This window comes from Corynebacterium sp. MSK122, assembly GCF_030229435.2.
In the GTDB taxonomy this organism is placed as follows: Bacteria; Actinomycetota; Actinomycetes; order Mycobacteriales; family Mycobacteriaceae; genus Corynebacterium; species Corynebacterium marquesiae.
This window is the reverse complement of sequence record NZ_JASPHV020000004.1, coordinates 22533-47143: the sequence shown is the minus strand read 5'-3', so window position 1 is coordinate 47143 and position 24611 is coordinate 22533. Positions and strand designations below refer to the sequence as shown.

General features: G+C 57.8%; 23 protein-coding genes. 18 read left to right on the top strand and 5 right to left on the bottom strand.

Annotated elements, in window-relative coordinates:
- Positions 1–2: 2 nt before the first annotated feature.
- From QP934_RS02795 to QP934_RS02755, 9 genes are all read left to right on the top strand, one after another.
- Positions 3–890: a c-type cytochrome gene (locus tag QP934_RS02795; protein ID WP_005324465.1), complete on the top strand. Its 888-nt coding sequence runs from the start codon at positions 3–5 to the stop codon at positions 888–890.
- Complete coding sequence (locus tag QP934_RS02790; RefSeq protein ID WP_198491715.1) at positions 887–2107, top strand: ubiquinol-cytochrome c reductase iron-sulfur subunit; 1221 nt, start codon at positions 887–889, stop codon at positions 2105–2107. Before QP934_RS02795 ends, QP934_RS02790 begins: the two co-directional genes overlap by 4 nt.
- Positions 2107–3729, top strand: a complete 1623-nt coding sequence (locus QP934_RS02785; protein ID WP_337888180.1) for a cytochrome bc complex cytochrome b subunit — start codon at positions 2107–2109, stop codon at positions 3727–3729. Before QP934_RS02790 ends, QP934_RS02785 begins: the two co-directional genes overlap by 1 nt.
- Positions 3730–4690: 961 nt before the next feature.
- Positions 4691–5320 (top strand): C40 family peptidase, encoded by a 630-nt coding sequence (locus QP934_RS02780; RefSeq protein ID WP_337888179.1) that lies wholly within the window; start codon positions 4691–4693, stop codon positions 5318–5320.
- Positions 5321–5434: 114 nt separating this feature from the next.
- Positions 5435–6478, top strand: coding sequence for an NlpC/P60 family protein (locus QP934_RS02775; RefSeq protein ID WP_419126748.1), 1044 nt, complete (start codon positions 5435–5437; stop codon positions 6476–6478).
- The gene (locus tag QP934_RS02770) at positions 6479–7582 is read left to right on the top strand and encodes a glycosyltransferase family 4 protein (RefSeq protein WP_419126747.1); all 1104 of its coding nucleotides are present in this window, start codon (positions 6479–6481) and stop codon (positions 7580–7582) included.
- A gap of 38 nt (positions 7583–7620) precedes the next feature.
- Positions 7621–8553 (top strand): ROK family protein, encoded by a 933-nt coding sequence (locus QP934_RS02765; protein WP_419126746.1) that lies wholly within the window; start codon positions 7621–7623, stop codon positions 8551–8553.
- A 23-nt stretch (positions 8554–8576) separates the two neighbouring features.
- The gene (locus tag QP934_RS02760; protein ID WP_286687839.1) at positions 8577–9317 is read left to right on the top strand and encodes a lysophospholipid acyltransferase family protein; all 741 of its coding nucleotides are present in this window, start codon (positions 8577–8579) and stop codon (positions 9315–9317) included.
- A 65-nt stretch (positions 9318–9382) separates the two neighbouring features.
- Positions 9383–10474: a hypothetical protein gene (locus QP934_RS02755; RefSeq protein WP_337888175.1), complete on the top strand. Its 1092-nt coding sequence runs from the start codon at positions 9383–9385 to the stop codon at positions 10472–10474.
- On the opposite strand, the gene QP934_RS02750 is transcribed toward QP934_RS02755, so the two are convergent.
- A complete protein-coding gene (locus tag QP934_RS02750; RefSeq protein ID WP_337888174.1) occupies positions 10380–11561 on the bottom strand; it encodes a glycosyltransferase 87 family protein in 1182 nt (393 codons plus the stop codon). The genes QP934_RS02755 and QP934_RS02750 overlap by 95 nt on opposite strands.
- A gap of 74 nt (positions 11562–11635) precedes the next feature.
- On the opposite strand from QP934_RS02750, the gene QP934_RS02745 reads away from it, so the two are divergent.
- Entirely contained in the window at positions 11636–12145 is a 510-nt protein-coding gene (locus QP934_RS02745; protein ID WP_269953159.1) for a polyadenylate-specific 3'-exoribonuclease AS, read from the top strand.
- A 44-nt stretch (positions 12146–12189) separates the two neighbouring features.
- Entirely contained in the window at positions 12190–13578 is a 1389-nt protein-coding gene (locus tag QP934_RS02740; protein ID WP_419126745.1) for a class II 3-deoxy-7-phosphoheptulonate synthase, read from the top strand.
- On the opposite strand, the gene QP934_RS02735 is transcribed toward QP934_RS02740, so the two are convergent.
- Complete coding sequence (locus tag QP934_RS02735) at positions 13575–14927, bottom strand: protein kinase domain-containing protein (protein ID WP_349819162.1); 1353 nt, start codon at positions 14925–14927, stop codon at positions 13575–13577. The two genes, QP934_RS02740 and QP934_RS02735, sit on opposite strands and share 4 nt — an antisense overlap.
- 10 nt (positions 14928–14937) lie before the next feature.
- Between QP934_RS02735 and QP934_RS02730 the strand changes: the two genes are divergently transcribed.
- Positions 14938–15342 (top strand): Rv2175c family DNA-binding protein, encoded by a 405-nt coding sequence (locus tag QP934_RS02730; protein WP_419126744.1) that lies wholly within the window; start codon positions 14938–14940, stop codon positions 15340–15342.
- Here QP934_RS02730 and QP934_RS02725 read toward each other — a convergent pair.
- From QP934_RS02725 to QP934_RS02715, 3 genes are read right to left on the bottom strand one after another with little or no spacing between them, the layout of a single operon-like run.
- Positions 15311–16801: an alpha-(1->6)-mannopyranosyltransferase A gene (locus QP934_RS02725; protein ID WP_419126743.1), complete on the bottom strand. Its 1491-nt coding sequence runs from the start codon at positions 16799–16801 to the stop codon at positions 15311–15313. The two genes, QP934_RS02730 and QP934_RS02725, sit on opposite strands and share 32 nt — an antisense overlap.
- Positions 16802–16809: 8 nt before the next feature.
- Complete coding sequence (locus tag QP934_RS02720) at positions 16810–17889, bottom strand: polyprenyl synthetase family protein (protein WP_419126788.1); 1080 nt, start codon at positions 17887–17889, stop codon at positions 16810–16812.
- A 50-nt stretch (positions 17890–17939) separates the two neighbouring features.
- A complete protein-coding gene (locus QP934_RS02715; RefSeq protein ID WP_239273574.1) occupies positions 17940–18494 on the bottom strand; it encodes a GNAT family N-acetyltransferase in 555 nt (184 codons plus the stop codon).
- A 226-nt stretch (positions 18495–18720) separates the two neighbouring features.
- Here QP934_RS02715 and QP934_RS02710 point away from each other — a divergent pair, with 226 nt between their 5' ends.
- From QP934_RS02710 to QP934_RS02685, 6 genes are all read left to right on the top strand, one after another.
- Positions 18721–19152, top strand: coding sequence for an SAV_6107 family HEPN domain-containing protein (locus QP934_RS02710; RefSeq protein WP_419126742.1), 432 nt, complete (start codon positions 18721–18723; stop codon positions 19150–19152).
- Positions 19153–19261: 109 nt separating this feature from the next.
- Complete coding sequence (locus QP934_RS02705; protein ID WP_419126741.1) at positions 19262–19660, top strand: DUF3040 domain-containing protein; 399 nt, start codon at positions 19262–19264, stop codon at positions 19658–19660.
- A 450-nt stretch (positions 19661–20110) separates the two neighbouring features.
- Positions 20111–20545: a division/cell wall cluster transcriptional repressor MraZ gene (gene mraZ / locus QP934_RS02700; RefSeq protein ID WP_005324499.1), complete on the top strand. Its 435-nt coding sequence runs from the start codon at positions 20111–20113 to the stop codon at positions 20543–20545.
- Between the two features lie 157 nt (positions 20546–20702).
- On the top strand, positions 20703–21743 hold the full coding sequence (gene rsmH / locus QP934_RS02695) for a 16S rRNA (cytosine(1402)-N(4))-methyltransferase RsmH (RefSeq protein ID WP_419126740.1): 1041 nt from the start codon (positions 20703–20705) through the stop codon (positions 21741–21743).
- Positions 21740–22534 carry a hypothetical protein gene (locus QP934_RS02690; protein ID WP_419126739.1) on the top strand — a complete coding sequence of 265 codons (795 nt, stop codon included), beginning with the start codon at positions 21740–21742 and terminating at the stop codon, positions 22532–22534. Before rsmH ends, QP934_RS02690 begins: the two co-directional genes overlap by 4 nt.
- Before the next feature lie 207 nt (positions 22535–22741).
- The gene (locus tag QP934_RS02685; RefSeq protein WP_419126787.1) at positions 22742–24610 is read left to right on the top strand and encodes a peptidoglycan D,D-transpeptidase FtsI family protein; all 1869 of its coding nucleotides are present in this window, start codon (positions 22742–22744) and stop codon (positions 24608–24610) included.
- Position 24611 lies beyond the last annotated feature (1 nt).

The following is a 24611-nucleotide window of genomic DNA, read 5'->3' as shown; positions in this document are numbered from 1 at the left end:
AAATGATGGATAACAATTCGCAGTCCGTGGCAGTGGAGCAGACCACTGCGGCGGCTAAGAAGACCCGCCGTCGCCGCAAGGCGAAGCGCACCCTTGCCGGTGGCTTCGCTTTGGCGATTGGCCTGTCCGGTGCGGGCGTCCTGGCTTCTGCCTTGACCCCGGACGCACAGGTCGCCACGGCGGAAAAAGATGACCAAGCCCTCGTCCAAGAGGGTAAGGACATCTATGACACCGCTTGTATCACCTGCCACGGTGCCAATCTGCAGGGCATCGAAGGTCGTGGTCCGTCCCTCGTTGGTATCGGCGCTGGTTCCGTGTACTTCCAGGTGCACTCCGGCCGTATGCCGATGATGTCTAACGACGCACAGGCAGAGCGCAAGGCTCCCCGCTACACCGAGCAGCAGACTCTGGCCTTGGCTGCATATGTTGCAGCTAACGGTGGCGGCGCTGACATTGTCTACAACGACGACGGAAGCGTTGCCCAGGAATCGCTGCGTGGTGCTAACTACAATGGCGAAATCCAGGCAGAAGACGTAGCGAAGGGCTCCGAGCTCTTCCGCATGAACTGCGCCTCCTGCCACAACTTCACCGGCCAAGGCGGCGCGCTGTCCTCCGGTAAGTTCGCTCCGGAGCTTGCTCCGGCAAGCGAGCAGGAAATCTACCAGGCAATGCTGACCGGCCCGCAGAACATGCCTAAGTTCTCTGACCGCCAGCTGACCGCAGATGAGAAGAAGGACATCATTGCCTACCTCAAATCTGCAAAGGAAACGCCGTCTCCTGCAGGTTGGGACCTTGGTGGTCTCGGCCCAGTAGCGGAAGGCCTGGCAATGTGGATTATCGGCATTAGCGCCCTGTGCGCTGCCGCTATGTGGATTGGATCGCGCTCATGAGCAATGTGAAGAAGAATTACACTAATGCTGAGCTCGACAAGATGAGCAACGATGAACTCGCTGCTCTTGGTACCGAGCTCGACGACGTCACCGTTGCGTTCCGCAAGGAGCGATTCCCAGTCGAAGGCGACCCAGCTGAAAAGCGCGCTGGACGTAACGTTGCTATTTGGTTGTTCCTGTCCGTCATCGGCGGCCTCGGGTTTCTCGGCGTTTATCTGTTCTGGCCGTGGCAGTACAAGCAGCTAGGGGAGGAGGGCCACATTTGGCACACTCTCTACACCCCTCTGTTGGGCATTACTGCAGCCCTCGCAATTTGCGGCTTGGGCATCGCCATCGTTCAGTACGTTAAGAAGATTCTCCCAGAGGAGATTTCCGTTCAGCGTCGCCACGACGGTCCTTCCGAAGAGGTTGACCGCCGTACCCTGACCGCCCTTCTGAACGATTCTTGGAAGACCTCGACCTTGGGTCGCCGCAAGACCGTTCAGGGTCTGTTGGGCGGCGCCGGCGTTCTGTTTGGTCTTACCGTGATTGCTCCGCTCGGCGGCGCAATTAAGAACCCTTGGAAGGTTCGCCACAACATGAACTACGCCGGCGACGGCACCCTGTGGACTTCCGGTTGGACCCTGCACAATGAAGGCGTCAAGCTCTACTTGGCCCGCGACACCGGTACTATCGCCGAGAAGCACTCCGGTGAAACCGGTGAGCACTACAGCACCAAGGGCGTAACCCGCTTGGTTCGTGTGCGCCCGGAGGATCTGGCGGCAGGCGGTATGGAAACCGTCTTCCCGCTGGCAGAAGAAGACGTCAACGATGGCGACAAGTACGATGCCGAGCGCGATGTCTACGAGCACCACATGCACTCGATTCACGGTAACCGCAATGCGGTCATGCTGATTCGCCTGCGTCACAACGACGCCCAGAAGGCAATCGAGCGCGAAGGTCAAGAAGACTTCCACCACGGCGACTACTACGCCTACTCCAAGATCTGTACCCACATCGGTTGCCCGACCTCTCTGTACGAGGCTCAGACCAACCGAATCCTGTGCCCGTGCCACCAGTCGCAGTTCGATGCTTTGCAGTACGGCAAGCCGGTCTTCGGTCCTGCTGCTCGTGCACTGCCACAGCTGCCTATCACGGTGGATGACGAGGGCTACCTCGTAGCACAGGGCAACTTCATTGAGCCTGTCGGCCCGGCATTCTGGGAGCGTAAGTCATAATGAGCAATAAACTCGCCCAAATGGGCAACAATATGGATGAGCGCTATAGCGCCGCCGGCGTGCTGAGGACTCAGCTGAACAAGGTCTTCCCGACCCACTGGTCCTTCATGCTTGGTGAAATGGCGCTATACAGCTTCATCATTCTTGTACTGACCGGTATCTACTTGGCGCTGTTCTTCGACCCGTCTATCACCAAGGTCATTTACGACGGCACCTACGCACCGCTTAATGGTGTAGAAATGTCCCGCGCATACGCCACCGCGCTGGATATCTCCTTTGAAGTTCGTGGTGGCTTGTTCGTGCGCCAAATGCACCACTGGGCAGCTCTGCTGTTCATGATGTCCATGGTTGCGCACATGCTGCGTATCTTCTTCACCGGCGCATTCCGTCGTCCGCGTGAAGCAAACTGGATTATCGGTTGCGCACTTATCCTATTGGGCATGATCGAGGGCTTCCTTGGTTACTCCCTGCCGGATGACCTGCTTTCCGGTGTTGGTCTGCGAATCATGTCCGCCATTATCCTGGGCCTGCCGATTATCGGCACTTGGCTGCACTGGGCAATCTTTAGCGGTGACTTCCCGTCTGACCTGATGCTGGATCGTTTCTACATCCTGCACGTTCTGGTTATTCCGGGCATCATCCTTGGCCTGATTGCAGCCCACCTGATTATGGTTTGGTTCCAGAAGCACACCCAGTTCCCTGGACCGGGCCGTGCAGAGAATAACGTGGTTGGCGTCCGCATTATGCCGGTCTTCGCCACCAAGGCGATTGGTATGGGCATGATGGTGGCTGGCGTACTGGCGCTGATGTCTGGTCTGCTGACCATCAACGCCATCTGGGCGCTTGGACCTTATAACCCATCCCAGGTTTCCGCTGGTTCCCAGCCAGATATCTACATGCTGTGGACTGACGGTGTCGCCCGTGTCATGCCGGCATGGGAGCTCTACATCGGCAACTACACCATTCCTTCCGCGTTCTGGGTAGCTCTGCTGTGTGGTCTCATGGTTGTCCTACTTATGGCGTACCCGTTCTTGGAGAAGAAGTTCACCGGTGACGATGCACACCACAACCTGCTGCAGCGTCCGCGCGATGTTCCTACCCGCTCCGCTATCGGCGCGGCTGCCATCGTGTTCTTCCTGCTGGTTACCCTGTCCGGTGGTAACGACCACGTGGCACACTTCTTCCAGATTTCGCTGAACGCTATGACCTGGGTTGGTCGTATCGGCCTCATCGTGCTACCTCCGATTGCGTACTTCATGACCTACCGCATTTGCGTTGGTCTGCAGCGCTCCGACCGCGAGGTACTGGAGCACGGTATTGAAACCGGCGTTATCAAGCAGATGCCGAATGGTGCCTTCATTGAGGTTCACCAGCCGCTCGGCCCAGTTGATGCCGAAGGCCACCCGGTTCCGCTCGAGTACGCAGGCGCTCAGGTACCGAAGCAGCTGAACCACCTCGGACTCGCTGATTCCGAGACGCAGGGCACCTTCAGCCCTGATGATTCGGCACTCATGCACCGAGTTCACGAAATTCACTCGGATAACCACGACGAGGAAGCGGAGATGTTCCGCCGCCTCAATGAGGCTAACCGCCGTGAGGACGAGGAAAACGGCCGCATCTAACCGGCTTTTTCTGAGGATTACTCGAAACGCGCTCACAGACCCGCCCTGCTCCTGTTGAAGGAGCACGGGCGGGTCTTGCGCATATACGGATTCATTCCGAACCCAGTCCTTATTTTTCTGGCTGCTCCAAGAGCTGTTGAAAGAAATCCGTTGCGTGTCTGTCAGTCTTTATGAATCTTGAAGGATCTGAAGAACTGCTGCTGAAGCTTGTTGTGCAGTCGGTTTAGTGCGCGGTCTGGTGCTCGTATTGTCGGTGGTTAGTGGTTTGCTCGTGCTTTACAGCACCAAGGGGCCTAGTGCGTGGGCTCAGGGAGGTGTGAATGCCCGAAAGGTTTTATTGCCTGGAAGCACGCTGCACTCGTCGATTGAGCGACTTAGGGGGGCGTCGGTAAGCGTTTAGCTAGAACCACCATAAGGAAAGGTGCCGAAGCGGGGCGTGGTTGGGATGAAAGCTAGTTTCTAGGCGTGCGGTAAAAGGAGTGAATTGGTGGGGGAGAAGGGGCCGCTAAAATACTCTAGTGTTGAAAGTCACAATTTAGAATTCTCTTAATTGTTGAGGTTTTTCATAGCAAGGGTACACCTTTGTTGGGCGACAGTCGTCCGTCTTTATTCGTGCAGCTTGTGGCCATAAATGTTTTAACTCCGGTGAGCGATTGCTTCTATGTGGGGGTTAAATCTCGGCAAGGTCAACGGAAGGTAACGAAGCAATAACAAAGGTTGATTTGGTGTCGCGAATGGACATTGCTTGTGATGATTTCGTAACCTATTCGAGACATTGAGTTACCGCCCGAAAGGTGCTCAATCTAAACAGAAGAATTACAGCGCCGCATCTGGCCCCTCCTGCTGAGGGGCCGAGTGGAGGAAATCCTAAAGGAACGGATTCCCAACGAACGCTAGTCCCCCAGGGTCAGAGCTTCCTTTACAAGGAAGTAGGCGCGCAGGAAGATTTGGAGTTTTACTCATGGCACAGCACCGTCGTCAGGGCATTAAGAACACCCGTCGCATCGCATCTACTGCAGCACTGGCTGCAACCGCAGCAGTTGTCGCACCGGGCGTCGCACAGGCAGCAGAGGTAGTCGTACCTAATACCGACTACCGCTTTGAGGTAGCAGGCCTGGAAAACGTCCCGAACATCGACCAGGTTCCGAACATTGACCGCTACGTTCCGTCCCTGGGTCAGGTTTCTAACCAGCAGAACACCAACTACGCAGCCGCTGGCCACAAGCAGGCCGCTCCGGCACAGCAGACCGTTGGCCAGAAGGCACTGGCAGCAGCACGCTCCGTAATCGGTTCCCCGTACGTTTACGGCGCCGCTGGCCCGAACGCTTTCGACTGCTCCGGTCTGACCAGCTGGGCATACGCTCAGGCTGGCAAGCAGATCCCGCGTACCTCTCAGGCACAGGCTGGCGCTGGTACCCCGGTATCGCTGGATCAGCTGCAGCCGGGTGACATCATCGCCTACTACGGTGGTGCCTCCCACGTTGGTATCTACACCGGCCACGGCACCATCATCGACGCCCTTAACTCCGGCGTCCCGGTTCAGGAGCGCGACCTGAACTACATGCCGATTCACTCCGCAGTTCGCTTCTAAGAAGCAACGGATTTAGCCCTCCCCTTGGTGGGGAGGGCTTTGTCGTGCATTAGGCGGTAAAACCCGCTATAGTTGATACGATTTTGAAAGTTTTCTTAGTCTAAGGGTCCTTACGTGTCTAAACGAGTACTTCCTACAGCTGCACTTGCAGCGGCTCTTGCTGTTACGTCGGTTTCTGGGATTTCGCAGGTTGTTGCGCAGGAGGCGGCTCCGCAACAGGAGGGCGCCACCGAAGATGTAGACGCCTTGGTAGAGCGCGTTGGCGAAGTCGCGCGCAAGGTTTCTGCCAAGAATGAAGAAGTAAAAGAGCTCGAGGTGAAGCTCGAGGAAAAGCAGGCTGAGGTTGCTAAATCTGAGCAGGCCGCAGCTGAGGCACAAACGCGTGCGGACGATGCAAAGGGCGATGTTTCCATCCAGCAGGACCATGTCAATGGCATCGCGCAGTCGCGCTACCGCGGTGATTCCCGTTCGGCAGTGTCTGGTGCCTTGGCCGCGGAAGATCCTTCCGATGCAGTAGAGCGCATGGGTTACCTCGGCGCGCTGTCCCGCAAGGCCCAGCGCACTCTTGATGCGAAGGCTAATGTCGCCTCCATGGCGGAAGAGAAAAAGCATAAGGCTGCCGACGCCGCTGCGAAGGTGCGCGAGGAAAAGAAAGCGCTGGAAGAGCAACGCGAGGAGCTTCTCAAGGAAAAGGAGGAGCTGGAAAAGCAGCAAAGGGACATCGAAAAGCAGGTGGATGCTCTCGATGATCAGCAGCGCGAGGCCTGGGAAGGCCAATTCGGCGGATCTGCGAAACCAGATATGGATCTGGGTGAGATCGCTGACGGTGCAGCCTCTGCTGCCTTGTCCAAGTTGGGTGCGCCGTATGGTTGGGGTGCGACCGGTCCCGATCAGTTTGACTGCTCCGGATTGATGTTCTGGGCGTATCAACAGATTGGTAAGTCCATTCCGCGTACGTCGCAGGCTCAGATTGCAGGTGGCACGTCGGTACCGTTGGAAGACCTACAGCCGGGCGATATCGTGGGATATTATCCTGGGGTAACGCACGTTGGTATGTACATCGGCAATGGGCAAGTGGTCCATGCTTCCACCTATGGTGTGCCTGTTCAGGTAGTACCGCTGAAGTCCATGCCGATTACCGGAACGGCGCGGTACTAAGTGGCCCGCGTTCTGCTGGTAACTAATGACTTTCCACCCAAGATTGGCGGGATTCAGTCTTACCTGCGCGATTTTGTAGCAACCTTAGATCCGCGTGATGTTGTGGTCTTTGCCTCTACCCAGGAATCGCCGGCGGAATTCGATGCCGCGGTGGACTACAAGGTTATCCGCTGGCCTCGCCGCGTGATGTTGCCGACGCCCGCCACGGTGTGTCGGATGCAGGAGATTATCCGCGCAGAAAATATTGACATCGTCTGGTTTGGTGCAGCTGCGCCCCTTGCTTTGATGGGCAAGGCCGCAAAAGAGGCGGGGGCCACCCGTGTGGTAGCTACGACGCACGGGCACGAAGTGGGGTGGTCGATGCTGCCCGTGGCTCGGCAGTGCCTGCGCCGAATTGGTGACCATGCTGACGTGATTACCTATATCTCCGACTACACCCTGCGTCGGTTGCGTCGACCATTTGGACCGAATCCGCGCTGGGAGCACCTGCCTTCCGGAGTGAGCGTGGAAGGCCTTTCTCCAGCCACGCCGGAGCAACGCGCAGCGGCAAAAGCTGAGTTTGGAGTCGACGGGCCGACCATCGTCTGCATTTCGCGGTTCGTTCCACGCAAGGGGCAGGATCAGCTTCTACGTGCTATGCCTCTAGTGCGTGAAGAATTTCCGGATGCGCAGCTCTTGCTCATCGGGCGCGGACGCTACCGCGCGGCTTTAGAACAGTTGGCGGAACTCTACTGTCCAGACGCAGTGATTCAGGAAGCGGAAAGCATTGAGACTGCATTGCATGCAGCGGATGTATTTGCCATGCCGGCACGCACCCGTGGCGGTGGGCTAGACGTCGAGGGCTTGGGAATCGTGTATTTGGAGGCCCAAGCGTGCGGCCTGCCGGTTGTCGCTGGAGACTCCGGTGGTGCACCGGAGACGGTAACGGGGGAGACGGGGGTCGTCGTTAAGGCCGGAGCTGTGCCGGAACTAGCTGGAGCATTGAAAGCCCTCTTGGCCGACCCGCAGCGTAGGCTTCGCATGGGGCGGGCGGGGCGTCGCCATGTGAAAGAGAATTGGACGTGGCGGATAATGGGGCAGCGATTGCGGCAGCTGATGTCTTGATGTGACCCTAACCCGGTTGTCGGTATATTCTATTATGCATGCTTAAGAACAACTCCGCCGATCTGACTATCGGCTTCGACGTCGGTGGCACCAACGTGCGCGGCGGAGTGATCACTCGGGAGGGTGAGATTCTCGCGAGCCGCACGGTTCCTACTTCCATGGACGCCGAGCAGCTGGAAGCGGATATTGTGGGCATCGTCGATGAGCTGTGCGCTGACTATGAGGTGGACGCCGTTGGCCTCGCCTTAGCGGGATTTTTGGATCCTACGTGTGAGGTAGTGCGCTTCGCCCCGCACCTTCCTTGGCGGCACGCCAATGTACGGGAATCGCTCTCGCAGAAGCTCGGTATGCACGTGCGTTTGGAGCACGATGCCAATTCCGCCGCATGGGGTGAGTGGCGCTTTGGTGCTGGCCGGGGTGCGGAGGATTGGGTTTTCTTTGCGGTAGGAACAGGGATCGGCGCCACGCTGATGACGCATGACACCATCTACCGCGGTGCGTTTGGCACCGCCCCAGAATTTGGGCATATCGTGGTAGTCCCTAATGGCCGGCAGTGCTCCTGCGGCAAGCGCGGCTGCTTGGAACGCTATGCCTCTGGTACCGCGTTGCCGGATACCTGCGCTGATCTGCGAGGGAGCTATGAGACTTCGCTGCCGGCTGATCCCACAGGCAAGGAAATTACCCAGGCGGCGCGGCGCGGAGATCCGCTTGCCGTCGCGGTGATGGAAGACTTCAGTCGGTGGCTGGGCCAGGGCCTTTCCATTGTTGCTGATGTATTGGATCCGGAGCTTATCGTTCTCGGGGGTGGCGTATCCCAAGATGCGGACCTCTACCTCGAATGCGCCACCCAAGCTATGGGACAGGACATTGTCGGGGCAGGGCATCGCCCCCTCGCACGTGTTGCCACCGCAGAATTAGGGTCGGCAGCGGGTATGATTGGCGTAGCCGATTTGGCCCGCAGCGGCCGTTAAAACTAACAAAGGACGACCTGGCGATGAAAAACAAGTGGTACTGGGCTTTTAAGCACATCTTCTTCGGACCCGCCCTGCGAGTATGGAATCGCCCGTGGAGCGAGGGCATCGAGAAAATTCCCGCTGAAGGGCCTGCGATTTTGGTGTCGAATCACCAGGCGGTTATGGATTCCTTCTTCTTTCCTTTGGTGTGTCCGCGCCAGATCACGTTTCCGGCTAAGTCGGAATACTTCACCACTCCGGGTCTTGTTGGCAGCCTGCAAAAGTGGTTTTTTACCGCGGTAGGCCAGGTCCCCATCGAGCGCGATAGCGAGGACGCTGGAGACGCCATTGTGGAAACCGCAGAAGGTATTTTGTCCCGCGGCGATCTCTTCGGTATCTATCCGGAAGGAACTCGTTCCCCAGATGGCCGTGTGTACAAGGGCCGTACCGGCATGGGGCGCATCGCCATGGAGACTAACCAGCCAGTATTTCCCATCGCGATGATCAATTCGCGTAAGGCCAATCCCATTGGCTCGTGGATCCCGCGCCCGTTTAAGGTCGGCGTGCGGGTAGGTGATCCTATCTGGCCGCATGACTGGGCCAAGGAGCGCGGCATGAATCCGGCCGAGCACGAAACTATCCGCGCCTTCACGGATTTTGTGATGCGCAATTTGGCCGAGCTGAGCGATAAGCCTTATGTTGATGTGTACGCCTCCGATGTGAAGGCTTCGCTCAAAGCCGGCCATGGTTACCCCGCCGGCGCTGAATACAAGGGGAGGTAATCACTATTCCCAAGGCCCGTTTAGCTTGGCCAGATACCGCTAAAGGCGTATCCATTATCGGCGTCGTGCTCTTGCACGTCACGCTGGTGGTTCCGGAAGGTGAGCTAACGTGGTTGGCTGACCTAAACGTGTGGCTGGACCCGCTCCGCCTACCCTTGTTTTTCCTCGTATCCGGCTATTTCTCTACCAAGATTTTTCGCTATTCTTTCAGCGAGCTTTTTACGCGCCGCCTCTGGTTTTTCCTCGTCCCATACACGGTGTGGATGACCGTTGAACTGTGGACTAAGCGCATCGAGTACCACTGGGTATTTGGCGATCCTTATCTGCAGCTTTCTGATCTGCTTTATAACCTGCTGTTGGGCCATACCATGGCGTGGTTCATTCACGCGCTTATCTTTTTCAATATATTTTTGTGGGCCGTGCGCAGGTTACCAGCGTGGGCGGGCATAAGTCTGAGCTTTGCGCCGTTGCTGTTTATAGCCTGGCAGGATCATTACTACTTTATTGGCAAGGCAATCATGTTTTTGCCCATCTTCGTCGGTGCGGCCTATCTGCGCGGGCCTATTACGCGGTTTGCCGACGCCGCCGAAGCACCCTTCAAAGGCACCTTCCGTAAGGGCTCTATGTGGGCTTATGGCGCGGCGATCATCAGCTACATCGCGGGCCTATCCTTGCGGCAAACCTGGGATGCCGTCGAAGGCGAGGTAGCGCTGCAGTGGCCACTGCCAGGCGGGGACATGCTTGGCAGAGGCGATCTCAACCTGCTTATCCGTTTTGCAGAGCAGACGCTTGAAACCCCAGCGGGCATCGTTGGTGCTGTCCTTATTAGCCATATTCCGGCTCTGTCCACTTTTGTAAAGTTCGTGGGCCGGCATACCCTGCCCATTTACTTGGCCCACCCAATCGGCATGACGCTGGGGTACGGCTTCTTCATGGCCCACCGCGATTATGTGGTGAGCCTTGCTGGCCAGTGGCCGATGGAAAATACCTGGTTCTGGATCGGAATGTGCTTCTTCTACTCCGCTGCGGCATCGGTAGCGCTCTGGGCGCTAGGGAAGGTTCCTATCCTTGGCTGGACGCTGGTTCCGCCGCGGATTGATAAGCGCCGGCCCGTCGTAGAGCCAATGGTAGCGAGCAAAGAACCAGCAGAGCGGTAACGATGGCGTAGTCGTTGCCCACGATGTGCTGCCACCATGCCCAGTTCAGCTCTTGGTTATTGGCATGAGGGACGAGCCAATGGCCGCGGCCCAAAAGCGCCAGCCATGTCAGCGCAGCGAGTGCCCAGTGGCGCTGCGCCACTAGCAGCACGCCCGCCAATACCAGCCAAGTGAAGTGATGCGACCATGACACGGGCGAGCACAGGAGCGATACTGAAGCGGCCAGCAGCATGAGTACCGCCTGATTCTCGTGGGAGAGGCGCTCCATGGCAAACCACACGATGGCAACGACGAGGACAACGGCTACAAGCCACAGCTTTTCAGCGTGTTCAGGGGCTAGGCGGCTAAAGAAACCGCGCAGAGATTGGTTGGAGCTATAGGCAAGTCCACCGATGCGGTTGGAATCGCGCAGCGTTTCGCTCCAGTACTGGATGGAGCTATGTGGATTGCAGGCGAAGGCGATGAGCCCAGCTGCCAGAAAAGAACCGAGAGCGGCGAAAAATGCGCGCCATTCGCGGCGGACGAAAAATACGGCAAGGAATACCGCAGGGGTGAGCTTGATCGCCATGGCGATACCGGTAAGCACGCCTCTGCCGCGTCCGGGGCGCAGCCAGAGAATATCGACCACTACGAGTGCAGTGAGCAGGATGTTGACCTGCCCGAAGCTAAAGGTCTCCGTAATCGGTTCAGTAAGCATCGCCGCTAGAAGCGCCCAGCCTGCCCAGCCCGGGCAGCCAAGGGAGCGCAGCACCAGGGCAACGCAGACCCAGAGAGCAAGAAAGGAGGCGACAGATACGAGGATGCTCGCGGCGGTGAGGGGAATCCAGCTCAGTGGGGCAAAGAGCAATGCCGCAAAGGGCGGATAGGTGAAGGGAAGAGAGACATCGCGATTACTGCCAACGAGGTAGTCCTTGGTGTAGAGGTCGCTGCCAAACCCGGCCCCACCTTCACGGTAAACATCGAGGTCAATGTGGTAGTAGGTGGAGAAATCGCCGGAGAAAAGCGCCGGGATATCGATGAGCCACCAAAGGGCCACGAGGGCAGATAGGCACAAGGGCAAAGCAGTAAACCACAAAGATTTCTTCACGCCAGAAGTGTACAACCGTCTCTTTAAGGGGCCAATTTATCGCCGCAGATTAGGCGGCGCTAGGCTTGGGAGACGTGCGCTACTTCTATGACACCGAATTTATCGAAGATGGACAAACCATTGAATTGGTCTCCATCGGCATCGTCGGTGAGAATGGCAGCGAATACTACGCTGTGTCTACGGATTTTGATCCGTCCAAGGCCAATTCTTGGGTCAAAGACAATGTATTGGCGAAGTTGCCCAGCCCGCGGGACCCAGTGTGGAAACCTCTAGAGACGATTCGCACGGAGGTCTTCGAGTTCCTGACCCAGAGCTCAACTCCGGTAGAGCTGTGGGCGTGGGTGGGCGCTTATGATCATGTGGTTTTGGCGCAGCTGTGGGGCGATATGGCCGGATTGCCTAGGCGCATGCCACGTTATACCCGCGAGCTGAAGCAGTATTGGGAGTTTGCGGGACGTCCGAGCTTGCCAGCCGTGCCTAAGGGCAATCACGATGCGCTTGTCGACGCCCGTCATAACCTCGCCAAGTTCCGTGCCTGCGCCCAAGTGCTTCCGCTGTCTAAGGGTAATAGAATTAATATCTAGGATTTAACTAACGCGCGATAGGCTATAGATGGTTAAATAGCAGTGTGAGTTGGACAGTAGATATTCCGCAAGGCGTTCTGCCAGACCTCCCGCCATTGCCCGCCGGCATTGAAGAGGTCTTCCAGGACGTCATCAAGCGTGACGCAAAGCAGCAGCCCAGCTGGGATACTTCCCAGGCCGATAACGTGCGCAAGATTCTCGAGTCCGTGCCGCCCATCGTGGTTGCGCCAGAGATCGAGGCGCTCAAGAAGAAGCTGGCAGACGTTGCCTTGGGCAAGGCTTTTTTGCTGCAGGGTGGCGATTGCGCGGAAACCTTTGAGTCCAATACTGAGCCGCATATCCGTGGCAATGTGAAAACGCTGCTGCAGATGGCCGTGGTGTTGACCTACGGCGCATCCGTTCCCGTGGTAAAACTCGGCCGCATCGCCGGTCAGTACGCCAAGCCGCGTTCCTCCGATACGGATTCCAATGGTTTGCTGAACTACCGCGGTGACATTGTCAACGCCGTGGAGCCGACCGAAGAGGCTCGTCGCCACGACCCAGCCCGAATGATCCGTGCTTACGCGAACTCTTCGGCGGCAATGAACCTCGTGCGTTCTTTGACCTCGTCCGGAACTGCGGATCTTTACCGCCTGCATGAGTGGAACCGCGAGTTCGTGCGCAAGTCCCGCGCGGGTGCCCGCTACCAGGACTTGGCCCGGGAGATTGAAAACGGCTTGAACTTCATGAATGCCTGTGGAGTGCACGATGACACCCTGCGCTCGGCCGATATCTACTGCTCGCACGAGGCATTGCTGAAGGACTACGAGCGCTCCATGCTGCGCTTGGGCCAGGACAATAACGGCGATACCAAGCTCTACGATCTCTCTGCGCACCAGGTATGGATTGGTGAGCGCACTCGTGGCATCGAAGATTTCCACGTGAACTTTGCGGCGATGATTGGTAACCCAGTGGGCATCAAGCTGGGACCGGGCGTCACCCCGGAGCAGGCCGTGGAGTACGCGGAAAGGCTGGACCCGAATCGCGAGCCGGGGCGCCTAACCATGATTTCGCGCATGGGTCACGATAAGGTGCGCACAGTCCTGCCTGCCATTGTGAAGGCGGTGGAAGACTCCGGCCACAAGGTGGTATGGCAGTCCGATCCGATGCACGGCAATACCTTCACTGCTTCTAATGGCTACAAGACTCGCCACTTTGACAAGATCGTGGATGAGGTCCAAGGCTTCTTCGAGGTTCACCGTGAACTGGGTACCCACCCAGGTGGCGTACACCTTGAGTTCACCGGTGAAGACGTCACCGAGTGCTTGGGCGGCGCCGAGGACATTACCGACGTGGATCTGCCGGGCCGCTACGAGTCGGCTGTGGATCCTCGCCTTAATACGCAGCAGTCGCTCGAGCTGTCCTTCCTTATCGCGGAGATGCTACGTAACTAAATCCACAGGTTCGGCGTCATGCCGTAGAGCGAGGAGCCGAACCACCACCCGCCGATAGCCACTGCGCCCACCGCAATCGCGACCACTACTAAGTACAGCACTAGTGACAGCGGATTGCGGTTGGTCAGCGGGCGCTCGGCGGGTTCTTCATGCGCGCTGTGGACCGGCTGCTCGGGGGCGGGAGTAGGTACTGGTGCAGGCGCAGAGGCAGCTGCCGGCGCGAATGGTTCGAGTGGTGGCTCGGCCGCAGAATACGGCTGTGCCTGGGGGCGTGACAATGATTGCGGCTCCGGTTCTGGAGCGGGCTCTGCCTGTGGCAAATCCAGTTTGGTCTCAAAGCTTAGGCGTTGCGGCGGGATGACTTCTGTCGGACCGCCGTCGAGATGCTCTGTTTCTCCCTGCGGAATGCTGCGGGTGGGCTCGAAAATTTCCGTGGCTCCGGTGCCAGAAAAATCCGTGGGGGCTTGTGCCGTGCGCGCTGCAGCAGCGTTCCTCGGCACAGGAATGGTCACGTCCGGAAGATCGAGCTCCCGGCAGACATCATCGAGCGCCTCGAGGAATTCTCCGGCGTCGGCGAAGCGCTCGCGGGGATCGCGGGCAGTGGCGGTGGCCACGAGGGCGTCGACAAGCTTGGGCACCCCAGAAATCCGCGAGGACGGCGCGGGGACGTCAGAATCCAAGCGGGCCGTGGCATGGGCCAGGGGAGTATCCCCCGAGAATGGAACGGTGCCGGTAAGAAGCTCGAAGAGGACAATGCCGGCTGAATATACATCCGAGGCCGGGGTAATTTCCTCACCTGTGACTTGCTCGGGCGCAAGGTAGGACACGGTGCCTACAATCATGTCTGTCGTGGCTTCGGCATTGGTGGCGCGCACCAGCCCAAAATCGCCCACCTTTACTCGGTGGTGCGAGGTAATAAGCACATTATCGGGCTTGATGTCGCGGTGGATGAGCCCGGTGGAATGCACCTCTTCCAAGCCGCGCAGAACATTGCGTAGGGTAGAGGCGGCCGCCTGCACAGGAAAGGGGCCACCCTCGGCCAGTAGCTCGCGTAGCGTACCGCCATCGATGAGCTCCATGATGAGATAGATGGGCTCGCCGTCAGCGGAAAAATCGTGAATAGCCACGAGATTGGGATGCTGCAGGCGGGCCATGGCGCGAGCCTCGCGAGAAAAACGCTTGATAAAGACCGGATCATCGGAATAGCGCTCGTCCATGACCTTGGCCGCGACCGCTCGTCCCAGCCGCATGTCCACGCAGCGATAGACGGTAGACATGCCACCGCGGGCAATGGGGCGATCGATCCGGTAACGATTCTCCAGAACGTCACCAATTTCCAACCTAGTCATACTTCCCAGTATGGCCGATCATCTAGCCCGCGTTAAAGTAGAGAACGTGACTAATCAAGAAAAATCCCTCGATTCCTTGCTCGCTGACGAAGAACTGCTCAGCATGCAGCAGGTGGCAGAAAAGCTAGACCTGCCCATTACACGCGCTTATGACCTGCTGCAGGACCGAAAGTTCATTGCCTGGGATTCCCCAGAAGGAAAGCGCGTACCGCTGGCCTTCTTCAACGACAAGGGCGTCATTGCCAAGCATGTAACTGCCGCAATTACCGTGTTGACAGACGGCGGCTATAAGGACGACGAAATTTTCAGGCATCTCTTTACCGAGGATGACTCGCTGCCGGGCCGCCCGATCGATGCCCTGCATGGTCACCTTGCCCGCGAGGTTATTCGGCGCGCGCAGGCTGCCGCTTTTTAGGCACGCCTTCAAAGATCCACTGGGTGGCAAACCACACCACCACAATCATGCCGATGACCCAGAACCAGTTGTAGAGCTGGTGATTGCCATCGCCGGAGAAGGAGACGCCAATAAACAGGGCCACGCCGGTGGTGAATTTGATTAGCCAGAGCGGCGGCCGGAAGGTGCCCATCAGGGTGAAGATTGAGGCGTAGTACCACGGTAGGGTCACGGCATTGAAAACGAAGGCAACTTGGTATGCGGCCGCGGTGCCCATAATGGCGTCACGGTTGTTCCTGCGGCAGAGCCACCATACCGTCACCAGCCCAATGAGCATGCAGACCATTGCGATGCTACGCAGGACGGCCAAGATGGCGTTATAGGACGCATCCGGCATAAATATTTGTACCGCCGGGAAGATAACATCGGTGGCCAAGGTGGGACCTGCCAGCGGGTTAATCACCTTGGAATTGCCGCTTACCTGCGATAGCCAGCCCCACGATGTGCCGGAAAACCACGTGATGAGGGCTACTGCGGCGATGATTTCTGCCACTGCGGCGATGCCAGATAGCACAAAGACAGCAAGTTGTCGCCACTTACTGGAGCCCTTGGGGGCATAGTGGTGGAGCATCATCCATACGATAAACGGTGCCGCAATAACCGCAGTTGCCTTCATGGCCACGGCCGTGCCCACGAGGATGAGGGCGGCGTGGAAGCGCTTATGCAATGCCGCTAGCAGTCCGATCGATACGAGCCCCACCATGAGTGATTCGTTATGCATGCCGCCGATAAGGTGCAAGATAATAACTGGATTAGCTACACCAAGCCACAGTGCTACCGCTGGATCCGCACTGAGTTTGCGGGCGATGCGGGGGATTGACCAAGCGATGGTAATAAACCCGAGCAGAGAAAGAACCTTATAGAGCACCACGCCTGCAGTGACGTTATCGCCTACCAGGCTGGTGACCAGTTCTCCTATCCACAGGTGAAGGGGACCATAAGGTGTGGTGGTATTGCGCCAATCTTGTGATACCTCAAGGAGGAAGGGTCCGGGGTTAACGGCGGCACCTTCGGTATACGGATCGAACCCATCGCGAACCATAGCACCTTGCATGAGGTAGGAATACACATCGCGTGAGGCCAATGGCCCGGCTAATAAAAGGGGAGCTACCCAGGCGATGAGGATGCGCTGGATGTCACGTAAGCCGCCCTCGGGCAGAGGATTTTTGAGCTGCGGGCGAATGATGGTGCGCCCAGCTAGCACCCACGCCGTGGCTAAGAGGAAAATACCCACCCAGTACAGCGCGAGGCCGAGATTGCGCCCATGCCCATAGGACAAGAAGCCGATATTTAAGGCTTCGAGGAGTCCTCCACGGTTGCGGGTGGCGCCGCCAGAGAAGGACGCGAGCAGCAAAATGCAGGAGGCAGATAGCCCTAGCGGCAGCGCGCGCGGAATGGGAAAAGAGTACGTCTTTGCCACGGCACAACCTACTTGGGGCGAGCAGTAGCCTTGATAGCCAACTGCTCTAGGGTTTCGGTGACTGTGGGATCCACCTTCGCGGCGTGCAGGCGCTGCAGGCCCGATTGCGTTAGGGAATCGATGCGGCGCTCAATTTCTTCTGGTGCGCCCGAATCAGCGATGATCTGAGCCAGGCGCGATAGCTCCTGGGGATCTGAAGTGTGGCCAACGAGCTTGCGCAAGGTAGCAGCAGCGTGTGGATCGGACTCATCCGCGCGCTGGAGCGCTAGCGCTAAAAGTTCGGTTCGCTTGCCTTCGCGCAGATCATCACCGGCAGGTTTGCCGGTCACCGCGGGATCGCCAAAAACACCCAGCTGATCGTCGCGCAACTGGTAGGCAATGCCTATATCGTGCCCGTAGCCGCGGAAGGCCGCGATAAGTTCCTCGCTCGCACCGGCGATGGCGGCGCCCAAGTGCAGCGGGCGTTCAATGGTATAAGCGGCCGTCTTATAGCGGTTGACGGAATTGGCAAGCTCTACTGATTCGGACCCTGCTGCCTCCAAAGAGATGTCCAAGAGCTGTCCACCGATAACCTCAGTGCGCATGCCGCGCCACGGGCTGCGGGCACGGTGCAAAGCGGCCGCACTCAGGCCGGAATCTTGGAACATGTCTTCTGCATAAACAAGCGCTAAATCACCCACCAAGATTGCTACGGAGGTGCCGAAGAACTCTGGATCCCCCAAGTATTCCGATTCGCGGTGCAGCTTTTCGACGCCCCGGTGCACCGTAGGATTGCCGCGACGGGTATTTGAAGCATCGATAATGTCATCGTGGATAAGAGCGCAGGCCTGGATAAATTCCAAAGAGGCGGCCGCGCGGAGCATAGCCGCGGGATCTTCTTCTCCTCGACCTGCAGCAAGGTAGCCCGCCCAAGCATAGGTAGGGCGCACTCGCTTGCCGCCGTCAAGCACGAAGGATTCCAAAAAGCTCACGGCCTTGGTTACCGGGGCACCAATTTCCGCCACCTGCTCTCGGCGTTGATCAAGGAAGGTGGCGAGTTCCTCGCGCACCGCACCGGGGATTTCCGCAAGCTCAGGAATATTCTGCATAGTCACACCCCACACGATACCGGCTAGGCTGCGCAAGAAATAACAGAGGTTTACAGCGGCAGGCTCGCGCCCAATATGGCAAAGGGGCGGGCATCGGCGGGGTAGAGATGATCACGGAGGACATCGAAGAAGCCGGCGGCTCTATAGAGGCGGAAGGCACCGTTATCCTCGTTCGGCACCTCGGGTGTGGACAACAGTGCGTAGCGCGCCGGGGCATTCCATAGCAATCCCTCTAATAGTTTTCTGCCTAGGCCGTGCCCCTGGTACTGCGGCAAGACGTGGATCTCTGCCAACTCAAAGTAGTTGCGCACAATGTCCCACTGCTCTTCGGTGGGGCCGCCTTGTAGTCGGAGCCCCCGGCGAAGCTCAGCGTCCCACCAGCTGTCCGGGGAGCCTAAGAACCCATAGGCCACGCCGACGATGCCATTGTCGTGGGTGACAATTTGCGCGCTGAATCCGGGGCGGGTCACGTCATTTCGCCAGCTTGAAATGCGGCTATGCAAGATCGCGGGATTGTAGTGCATTGCCTCGATGTAGATTTCAACCAACTGCGGGGCTAATAGGGAGAATTCCGGCGGGGTTAGGCGGCGAATTTCAAAGCTCACACTTCCTATGACACCAGATGCCTGTAGTGGAAGGAAAGCGAGGCCCACTCTGTTCTTTGAAAGCCGCAAGAGTGAATCGAACAAGAGGGCTGCAGTTAATTTGTGGCCTGCAATTAGCATTGATCTAATCGAACACGTGAACTATTATTAACGGTGGAATGTCTGGCGGCTTGCTTAGGGTCGGGGGCAGTTCAACGACGTTATTTATCTAGCTAAGGACAAAACAATGGCACAGATTATTTCGGCAACGAGTACTCGTTCTCTTGGGCGAGAAAGTGGCAAGCGGGCACGATTTCTCTTCCAAGCACGAGAATTATTAGACGCTGCGCGCGGTTATGCGGCTGAGGGGCGATTCGATCAAGCCTTAGAGGTGGCGTACCAATCGGCTCTACGTACTGCTGGCGCACGAGTAGCTGCATCTGTAGTGGCTCGGCGCCGCCGCCTACCCTCCAGTGCATGGGACCGGTTAGCGCTCGTTGGTGTGGAAGACAAACGGTGGGCTGAATCCTTTAAGGGATATTCGCGGACTCGTGCGCGCGTGTCTTCGGGGCTGGATGAAGCGCCGAGCGAGGAATATGTTTATGGCCTCATGCAGCATGCCGCACAATTTTTGGATGAAAGTGAGGCAGGGACTACTTTCGGCTCTTTTGCTGCGTAGTCACTCCGTGGGGGCGCTCACTACCTTTTGGGGAACATACTGATTATTCTGGGCGTTAGTATAGATAGAACTATTACCGCCCGAAGCTCAATCCCTAGTTGGAGGAACAGTGTCTCTTTCCGAGCAGGAGCAGCGCACGCTCCGTGAAATTGAGGAATCGTTACTTGCTGACGATCCTAAGTTTGGCGCTTCCGTTTCTGAGCCTACGTCGTTCGGCGGATCTGGCGGTGCGGTAACCCTCCGAGGTATAGCGCTCGTCGTCGTTGGGCTGTGCATGCTTGTTGGTGGAGTTGCTCTCGCGCAGCAAAGCCTGTGGTTTATTGGGCTTTCTATCGCGGGCTTTTTGGTGATGTTTGCCGCTGGTGTGTGGATGCTGCGCGGAGATGGCTCCGACCACTCTGTACAGAGCCATTACTCCGGTGCCCGTGCAAAGAAGCCCGCGTCTCGCGGTGGTGGAGTCAGCGGCAAGTTGGAGGAAAACTTCCGTCGCCGCTTTGAGGAGCGTTAACGCTTTTTTGATTTGGTTCACCCCGGTTGGCCTAGTGAAGGTCAACCGGGGATTTTTGTGCCGCGCCAAAATTCCCCACTTTGCCCCACGGAAGGGGTGCTAGGTGGGAACTGGTGGGGTAACTATCCCATGGACTTAGTTAAAAGTCCTCGATAACACAGCATATGGGGTTGGTGTGTGGATTGAGGCTCATTATGTTGGTGTTGCAGGTGGGGTGAGTGGGGTGATTGTAGCGGGCTGTCAAGGCCTTTCGTGGGATTTCTTCCCACTGGAAAAACCATTATCTAGCTGCGAGTAATCGAGATCAATCCGAGGGACACGCCGCTTTAAGTGGGTTAGGTGGGGGAAAGTGGGGTAGAGTGGGGCGCAGCGGAGGAAAGAGGGGCTCAAGGGTCTCGATTCTGAAGTAAGAGAATCCGGAGTTTTCGAGTAAGGAAGGTGGACGCCGGGATGTTTCTCGGAACCTACACTCCGAAGCTCGATGACAAGGGACGTCTTACGCTTCCGGCAAAGTTTCGCGATGAACTCGCGGGTGGCCTCATGGTCACCAAGGGGCAGGACCACTCGCTGGCCGTGTACCCGCGGGAGGAATTTGCGGCACGTGCACGGAAGGCTGCGGCGGTTTCTCGAACCAACCCAGAAGCACGTGCTTTTATCCGTAACTTGGCAGCAAGTGCGGACGAACAACGGCCGGACGGGCATGGGCGCATTACGTTGTCCGCGGGGCATCGGGAATATGCCAACTTGTCCAAGGAGTGCGTTGTGGTTGGCTCTGTGGACTTTCTCGAAATTTGGGACGCAGCCGCGTGGGCTGAGTACCAGTCGCAAACTGAAGATGCTTATTCGGCAGCAGATGCCGATGACGTACTGGCGGGCTTGCTCTAAGCCTGTACAAGAGTGCGTGTAAGGACTCTGTCCGAGGCGGATGATTCTGGTGTACTTCCCCGATATCAGAAACCTGCCTCGGACAGGGCCCTATACGCACTCGCATGCTTTCCACCACTGGAAGTCAGGAATTTGAGAAAGGGGGTTGCGGGGAGACATGGCTACCAAAGACCTAAATTATGATGTCGCCGAAAACCACGGCCACGTGCCAGTCATGCGCGAGCGCATGGCCGATCTCCTGCGCCCCCAAGTTGAAGCGGCGGGGGATAAGGCCGTGCTTGTTGACGCCACTCTGGGCGCCGGCGGTCACACTCGCTACTTTCTCGAATCTTTCCCCGGGGCGCGGGTCATTGGCGTTGACCGCGATAAACAGGCGTTGCGCAATGCATCCGAACGTCTTGCGCCCTACGGCGATCGCTTCGTCGGCGTTAATGCACGATTCGATGAGCTGGGCAGCGCCATCGCGGAAGGTGACGGCGACATCTTTGATTCGGCCCGCACCGTAGGCATTGCCGGCGCTCTCTTTGATCTTGGTGTTTCCTCGATGCAGCTAGACCAAGCTGATCGCGGATTCGCTTATAAGGCGGATGCGCCGCTAGATATGCGCATGGATCCTTCGCAGGGGATTACTGCGGCGGATGTACTCAATACCTATTCGCACGGTGACTTAGCGCGGGTCCTCAAGACCTATGGCGATGAACGCTTCGCTGGGAAAATTGCCTCCGCCGTGTTGAGAGAGCGCGACAAGGAGCCTTTCGTCAACTCCGCGCGGCTCGTTGAGCTACTTTATGATGTCATTCCCGCTGCGACCCGCCGTACCGGAGGGCACCCCGCCAAGCGCACCTTCCAGGCGCTGCGGGTTGAGGTCAATCGCGAGTTGGAAGCTATCGAAAATGTCCTGCCGGTCATAACCCAGGCGCTTTCGGAAGGCGGCCGTGCCGTATTCATGAGCTACCAATCTTTGGAAGACCGCATCGTTAAGGCGGCCTTCAAAGAACTGACCACTTCCAAGATGCCTGCTGGGTTGCCGATGGATCTGCCGGGCACCGCGCCGAAGTTCAAGATCGTTACGCGCGGGGCGGAAAAGGCCTCTGAGGAGGAAATCACGGAAAATTCGCGAGCCGCGTCGGTGCGTGTTCGTGCCATCGAAAGACTCGAGGGAATACCAGAATTTCTACCGTCGGGAGGCAGGCAATGAGCACCATCCCACGCCGCAACCACCTAAAGACTGACAGCCGCGACAGAGAGGCCACTCGCACCATGGGCGCCAGCCGAGACTTCACCACCGGAATCGATACCGGAGCCCCGACGGCGCTGCGCGAGCGTCCCAGCACTAAGCGTGCCCCGAGCCGCACTCGGGTACCGCACCGCAGCACGAAGCGCCTGGGTTCGAAGCAGGTAGTGAGCTTCCGTGGCCGTCAGTTGCAGCCGCAGACGAAGAAGAACGGGCTCCTTACGCGGTTGGGCGTCATTTCTCTTACGCTGCTTATCGTCGGTGTGGCGTTGGCCATGTGGCTGTCCGGTCTGTCTACCAAGCAAACCTTTGCCATCCAGCAACTGACCGTGCAGGATTCCCAACTGGATAACCAGATTGAGACCCTCAACCGCGATGCAGAGAATCTCAGCTCTTCTGCTGATATTGCGCGCCGCGCGGACGAAATGGGAATGGCTATTCCTAAGCAGCCGGGCGTTGCGGAAGTTGGCGGCGATGGAAAGATCGTCGACAAGCGCGAAGGCACCCCGGATACTGAAAAGCTCATTGATGTCAACGGTGAACCAATCCGCCCGGGCCAGGCTTCCAGCGGCCCAAAGGATACGGAGGGGATGTCGGATTCCCTCAATGCCGTGCCACAGGGCCAGCAGCGCACCAGCAATGGTGGCGATGCCGACCGTAAATCGGATCGTGAGACCGGCGCTGCTGGTGCTGTCCAGAGCGATGCGCGACCCAATCTTCCAGCCCGTGCGCCGTATGCCAGCCGCGCCGAGTAGCCGGAGTAGCTGAGGAAGAATAATCGGTGAAAAAGATGATGCTCGCGCGTGGTGGCGCGGGCATTCTCACTTTTGTAGGGCACAATCAATACACGCAAGAAATTGTGGCGGAAATAGGGAAGGTGACACTGGACTGTGACTACGCCAAGTAAGGCTAGGCGCCGCCCGCGCCGCTCTGCCAGCTCCGCGGTGCCGCAAAAGAAAATGATGCGCAAACGCCTGCGCATCATCGTATCCGTGGTGCTCGTGGCGATGGTCGTCCTCGCTGGCCGCTTAGCCTGGGTACAGCTTGTGTGGGGCCCAGACCTTTCTGCCAAAGCCGTCACCCAGCGTGAGCGCGTCTATATTGAGCCGGCCCGTAGGGGAGAGATCTTAGACCGCGATGGCCAGCGCTTGGCCTACACGATGAAGTCTCGTTCCTTGACCGTCTCACCGACCCGACTGCGCGATGAGCTAAAAGACAAGGCCGAGATCGAGGCCCAAAAAGATGGCTCGACGGAGGGCATGGATGATAAGAAGCTGGATAGCTTTCTCACCAAGAAGATGGAGCAGACCCTTAAGGACATGTCTGAGGGAATCCCGAAGCTGATTGAGGATTCCGGCGCCTCGACCTCCAAGGTGGATAAGGACGACATTCTCAATAAGCTCAAAGCCGATACCCAGTATGAGGTACTGGTGCGCAATGTCGATCCGGATGTTGCCGTAGAGATCGCCAATAAGTACCACGGAGTGGCAGCGGACCGCCAAGACATCCGCCAATACCCCAACGGCGCCATTGGTGAAAACGTTGTGGGCAAGGTGTCGATGGACGGCCATGGACAGTTCGGTTTCGAGGCCGCGCGCGATACCGAACTTACTGGCATTGACGGCCAGTCCACCGAGGACGTATCTGCAGATGGCCAGGTGATCCCGGGCACGCTGCGTGACGTCGTAGATACCGTTGATGGTCGCGACGTCACCCTCACTTTGGATCTGGACCTGCAGACCTACGTTCAGCAAAAGCTGGAAAAGGCTAAGGCCAACTCCAAGGCTTCCGGTGCAGAAGCAGTGGTCCTCGATGCTGCAACCGGCCAGGTCCTCGCCATGGCAAATACGGATACAGTGGATCCCAATAAGAATGTTGAGGATCAGCTCGATGAAGGCAAGGACTTTGAAAACCGCAGCGTCTCCCATCCTTATGAGCCGGGTTCTGTAGCGAAGGTGGTTACCGCGGCTGCCGCATTGCAGGAGGGTGTGACCACTCCGGATGAGGTGCACCAGGTCCCCGGTTCCATCGATATGGCGGGCGTGACGGTGAATGATGCGTGGGAACACGGCACCGAGCCGTATACCACCACCGGCATCTTTGGTAAATCCTCTAACGTTGGCACCTTGATGATCGCCGATAAATTGGGCCAAGAAAAGTACGCCGATTACCTAAAGAAGTTTGGGTTGGGCAATACCACGGGCGTGGAGCTGCCGAACGAATCGGCCGGCAGCGTCCCGGATCTAGAGCAATGGTCCGGCGGCACCTTCGCCAACCTGCCCATTGGCCAGGGCCAGTCGTGGACCACCTTGCAGATGGCGAGCGTGTATCAAACACTGGCAAATGGCGGCGAGCGCATCGAGCCGCGCATCATTGATTCTGTGAAGGGGCCAGACGGTAAGGACGAAAGGCTGGAGGAACCGAAAAAGACTCAGGTGCTAAGCCCTGAAACCGCCAAGACAACGGTGGATATGTTCCGCGCCGTCTTCCAAGACGATGACGCCGGCCTGCAAAATGGCACGGCCGGTAATGCGCAGCTCAAGGGCTATCAGCTATCCGGCAAAACCGGTACGGCTCAAAAGGTCGATCCGAATACCGGGGCGTATTCGAATTCCGCCTATTGGATCACCTTCGCCGGTATTGCCCCGGCCGATGATCCGCGCTTCGTCGTTGCGGTGATGCTAGATGAGCCAAAATCCGGCGTGGAGGACAATGGAGGCGGTGGCCAATCGGCGGCGCCGATTTTCCGCGACATCGCCTCGTGGCTGCTTAACCGTGACAATATTCCGACTTCGAAACCAGCACCGCGGCTGACCCTGCGGGCACAATAGG

Bases quoted from the DNA above. Each gene is read 5' to 3' on its own strand.
- rsmH (WP_419126740.1), top strand. From the start codon at position 20,703: ATGGCTACCAAAGACCTAAATTATGATGTCGCCGAAAACCACGGCCAC.
- QP934_RS02685 (WP_419126787.1), top strand. From the start codon at position 22,742: ATGCGCAAACGCCTGCGCATCATCGTATCCGTGGTGCTCGTGGCGATG.
- QP934_RS02765 (WP_419126746.1), top strand. From the start codon at position 7,621: ATGCTTAAGAACAACTCCGCCGATCTGACTATCGGCTTCGACGTCGGT.
- QP934_RS02730 (WP_419126744.1), top strand. From the start codon at position 14,938: ATGGCCGATCATCTAGCCCGCGTTAAAGTAGAGAACGTGACTAATCAA.
- QP934_RS02690 (WP_419126739.1), top strand. From the start codon at position 21,740: ATGAGCACCATCCCACGCCGCAACCACCTAAAGACTGACAGCCGCGAC.
- QP934_RS02720 (WP_419126788.1), bottom strand. From the start codon at position 17,889: ATGCAGAATATTCCTGAGCTTGCGGAAATCCCCGGTGCGGTGCGCGAG.
- QP934_RS02785 (WP_337888180.1), top strand. From the start codon at position 2,107: ATGAGCAATAAACTCGCCCAAATGGGCAACAATATGGATGAGCGCTAT.
- QP934_RS02780 (WP_337888179.1), top strand. From the start codon at position 4,691: ATGGCACAGCACCGTCGTCAGGGCATTAAGAACACCCGTCGCATCGCA.
- QP934_RS02760 (WP_286687839.1), top strand. From the start codon at position 8,577: ATGAAAAACAAGTGGTACTGGGCTTTTAAGCACATCTTCTTCGGACCC.
- QP934_RS02710 (WP_419126742.1), top strand. From the start codon at position 18,721: ATGGCACAGATTATTTCGGCAACGAGTACTCGTTCTCTTGGGCGAGAA.
- QP934_RS02735 (WP_349819162.1), bottom strand. From the start codon at position 14,927: ATGACTAGGTTGGAAATTGGTGACGTTCTGGAGAATCGTTACCGGATC.
- QP934_RS02795 (WP_005324465.1), top strand. From the start codon at position 3: ATGATGGATAACAATTCGCAGTCCGTGGCAGTGGAGCAGACCACTGCG.
- mraZ (WP_005324499.1), top strand. From the start codon at position 20,111: ATGTTTCTCGGAACCTACACTCCGAAGCTCGATGACAAGGGACGTCTT.
- QP934_RS02790 (WP_198491715.1), top strand. From the start codon at position 887: ATGAGCAATGTGAAGAAGAATTACACTAATGCTGAGCTCGACAAGATG.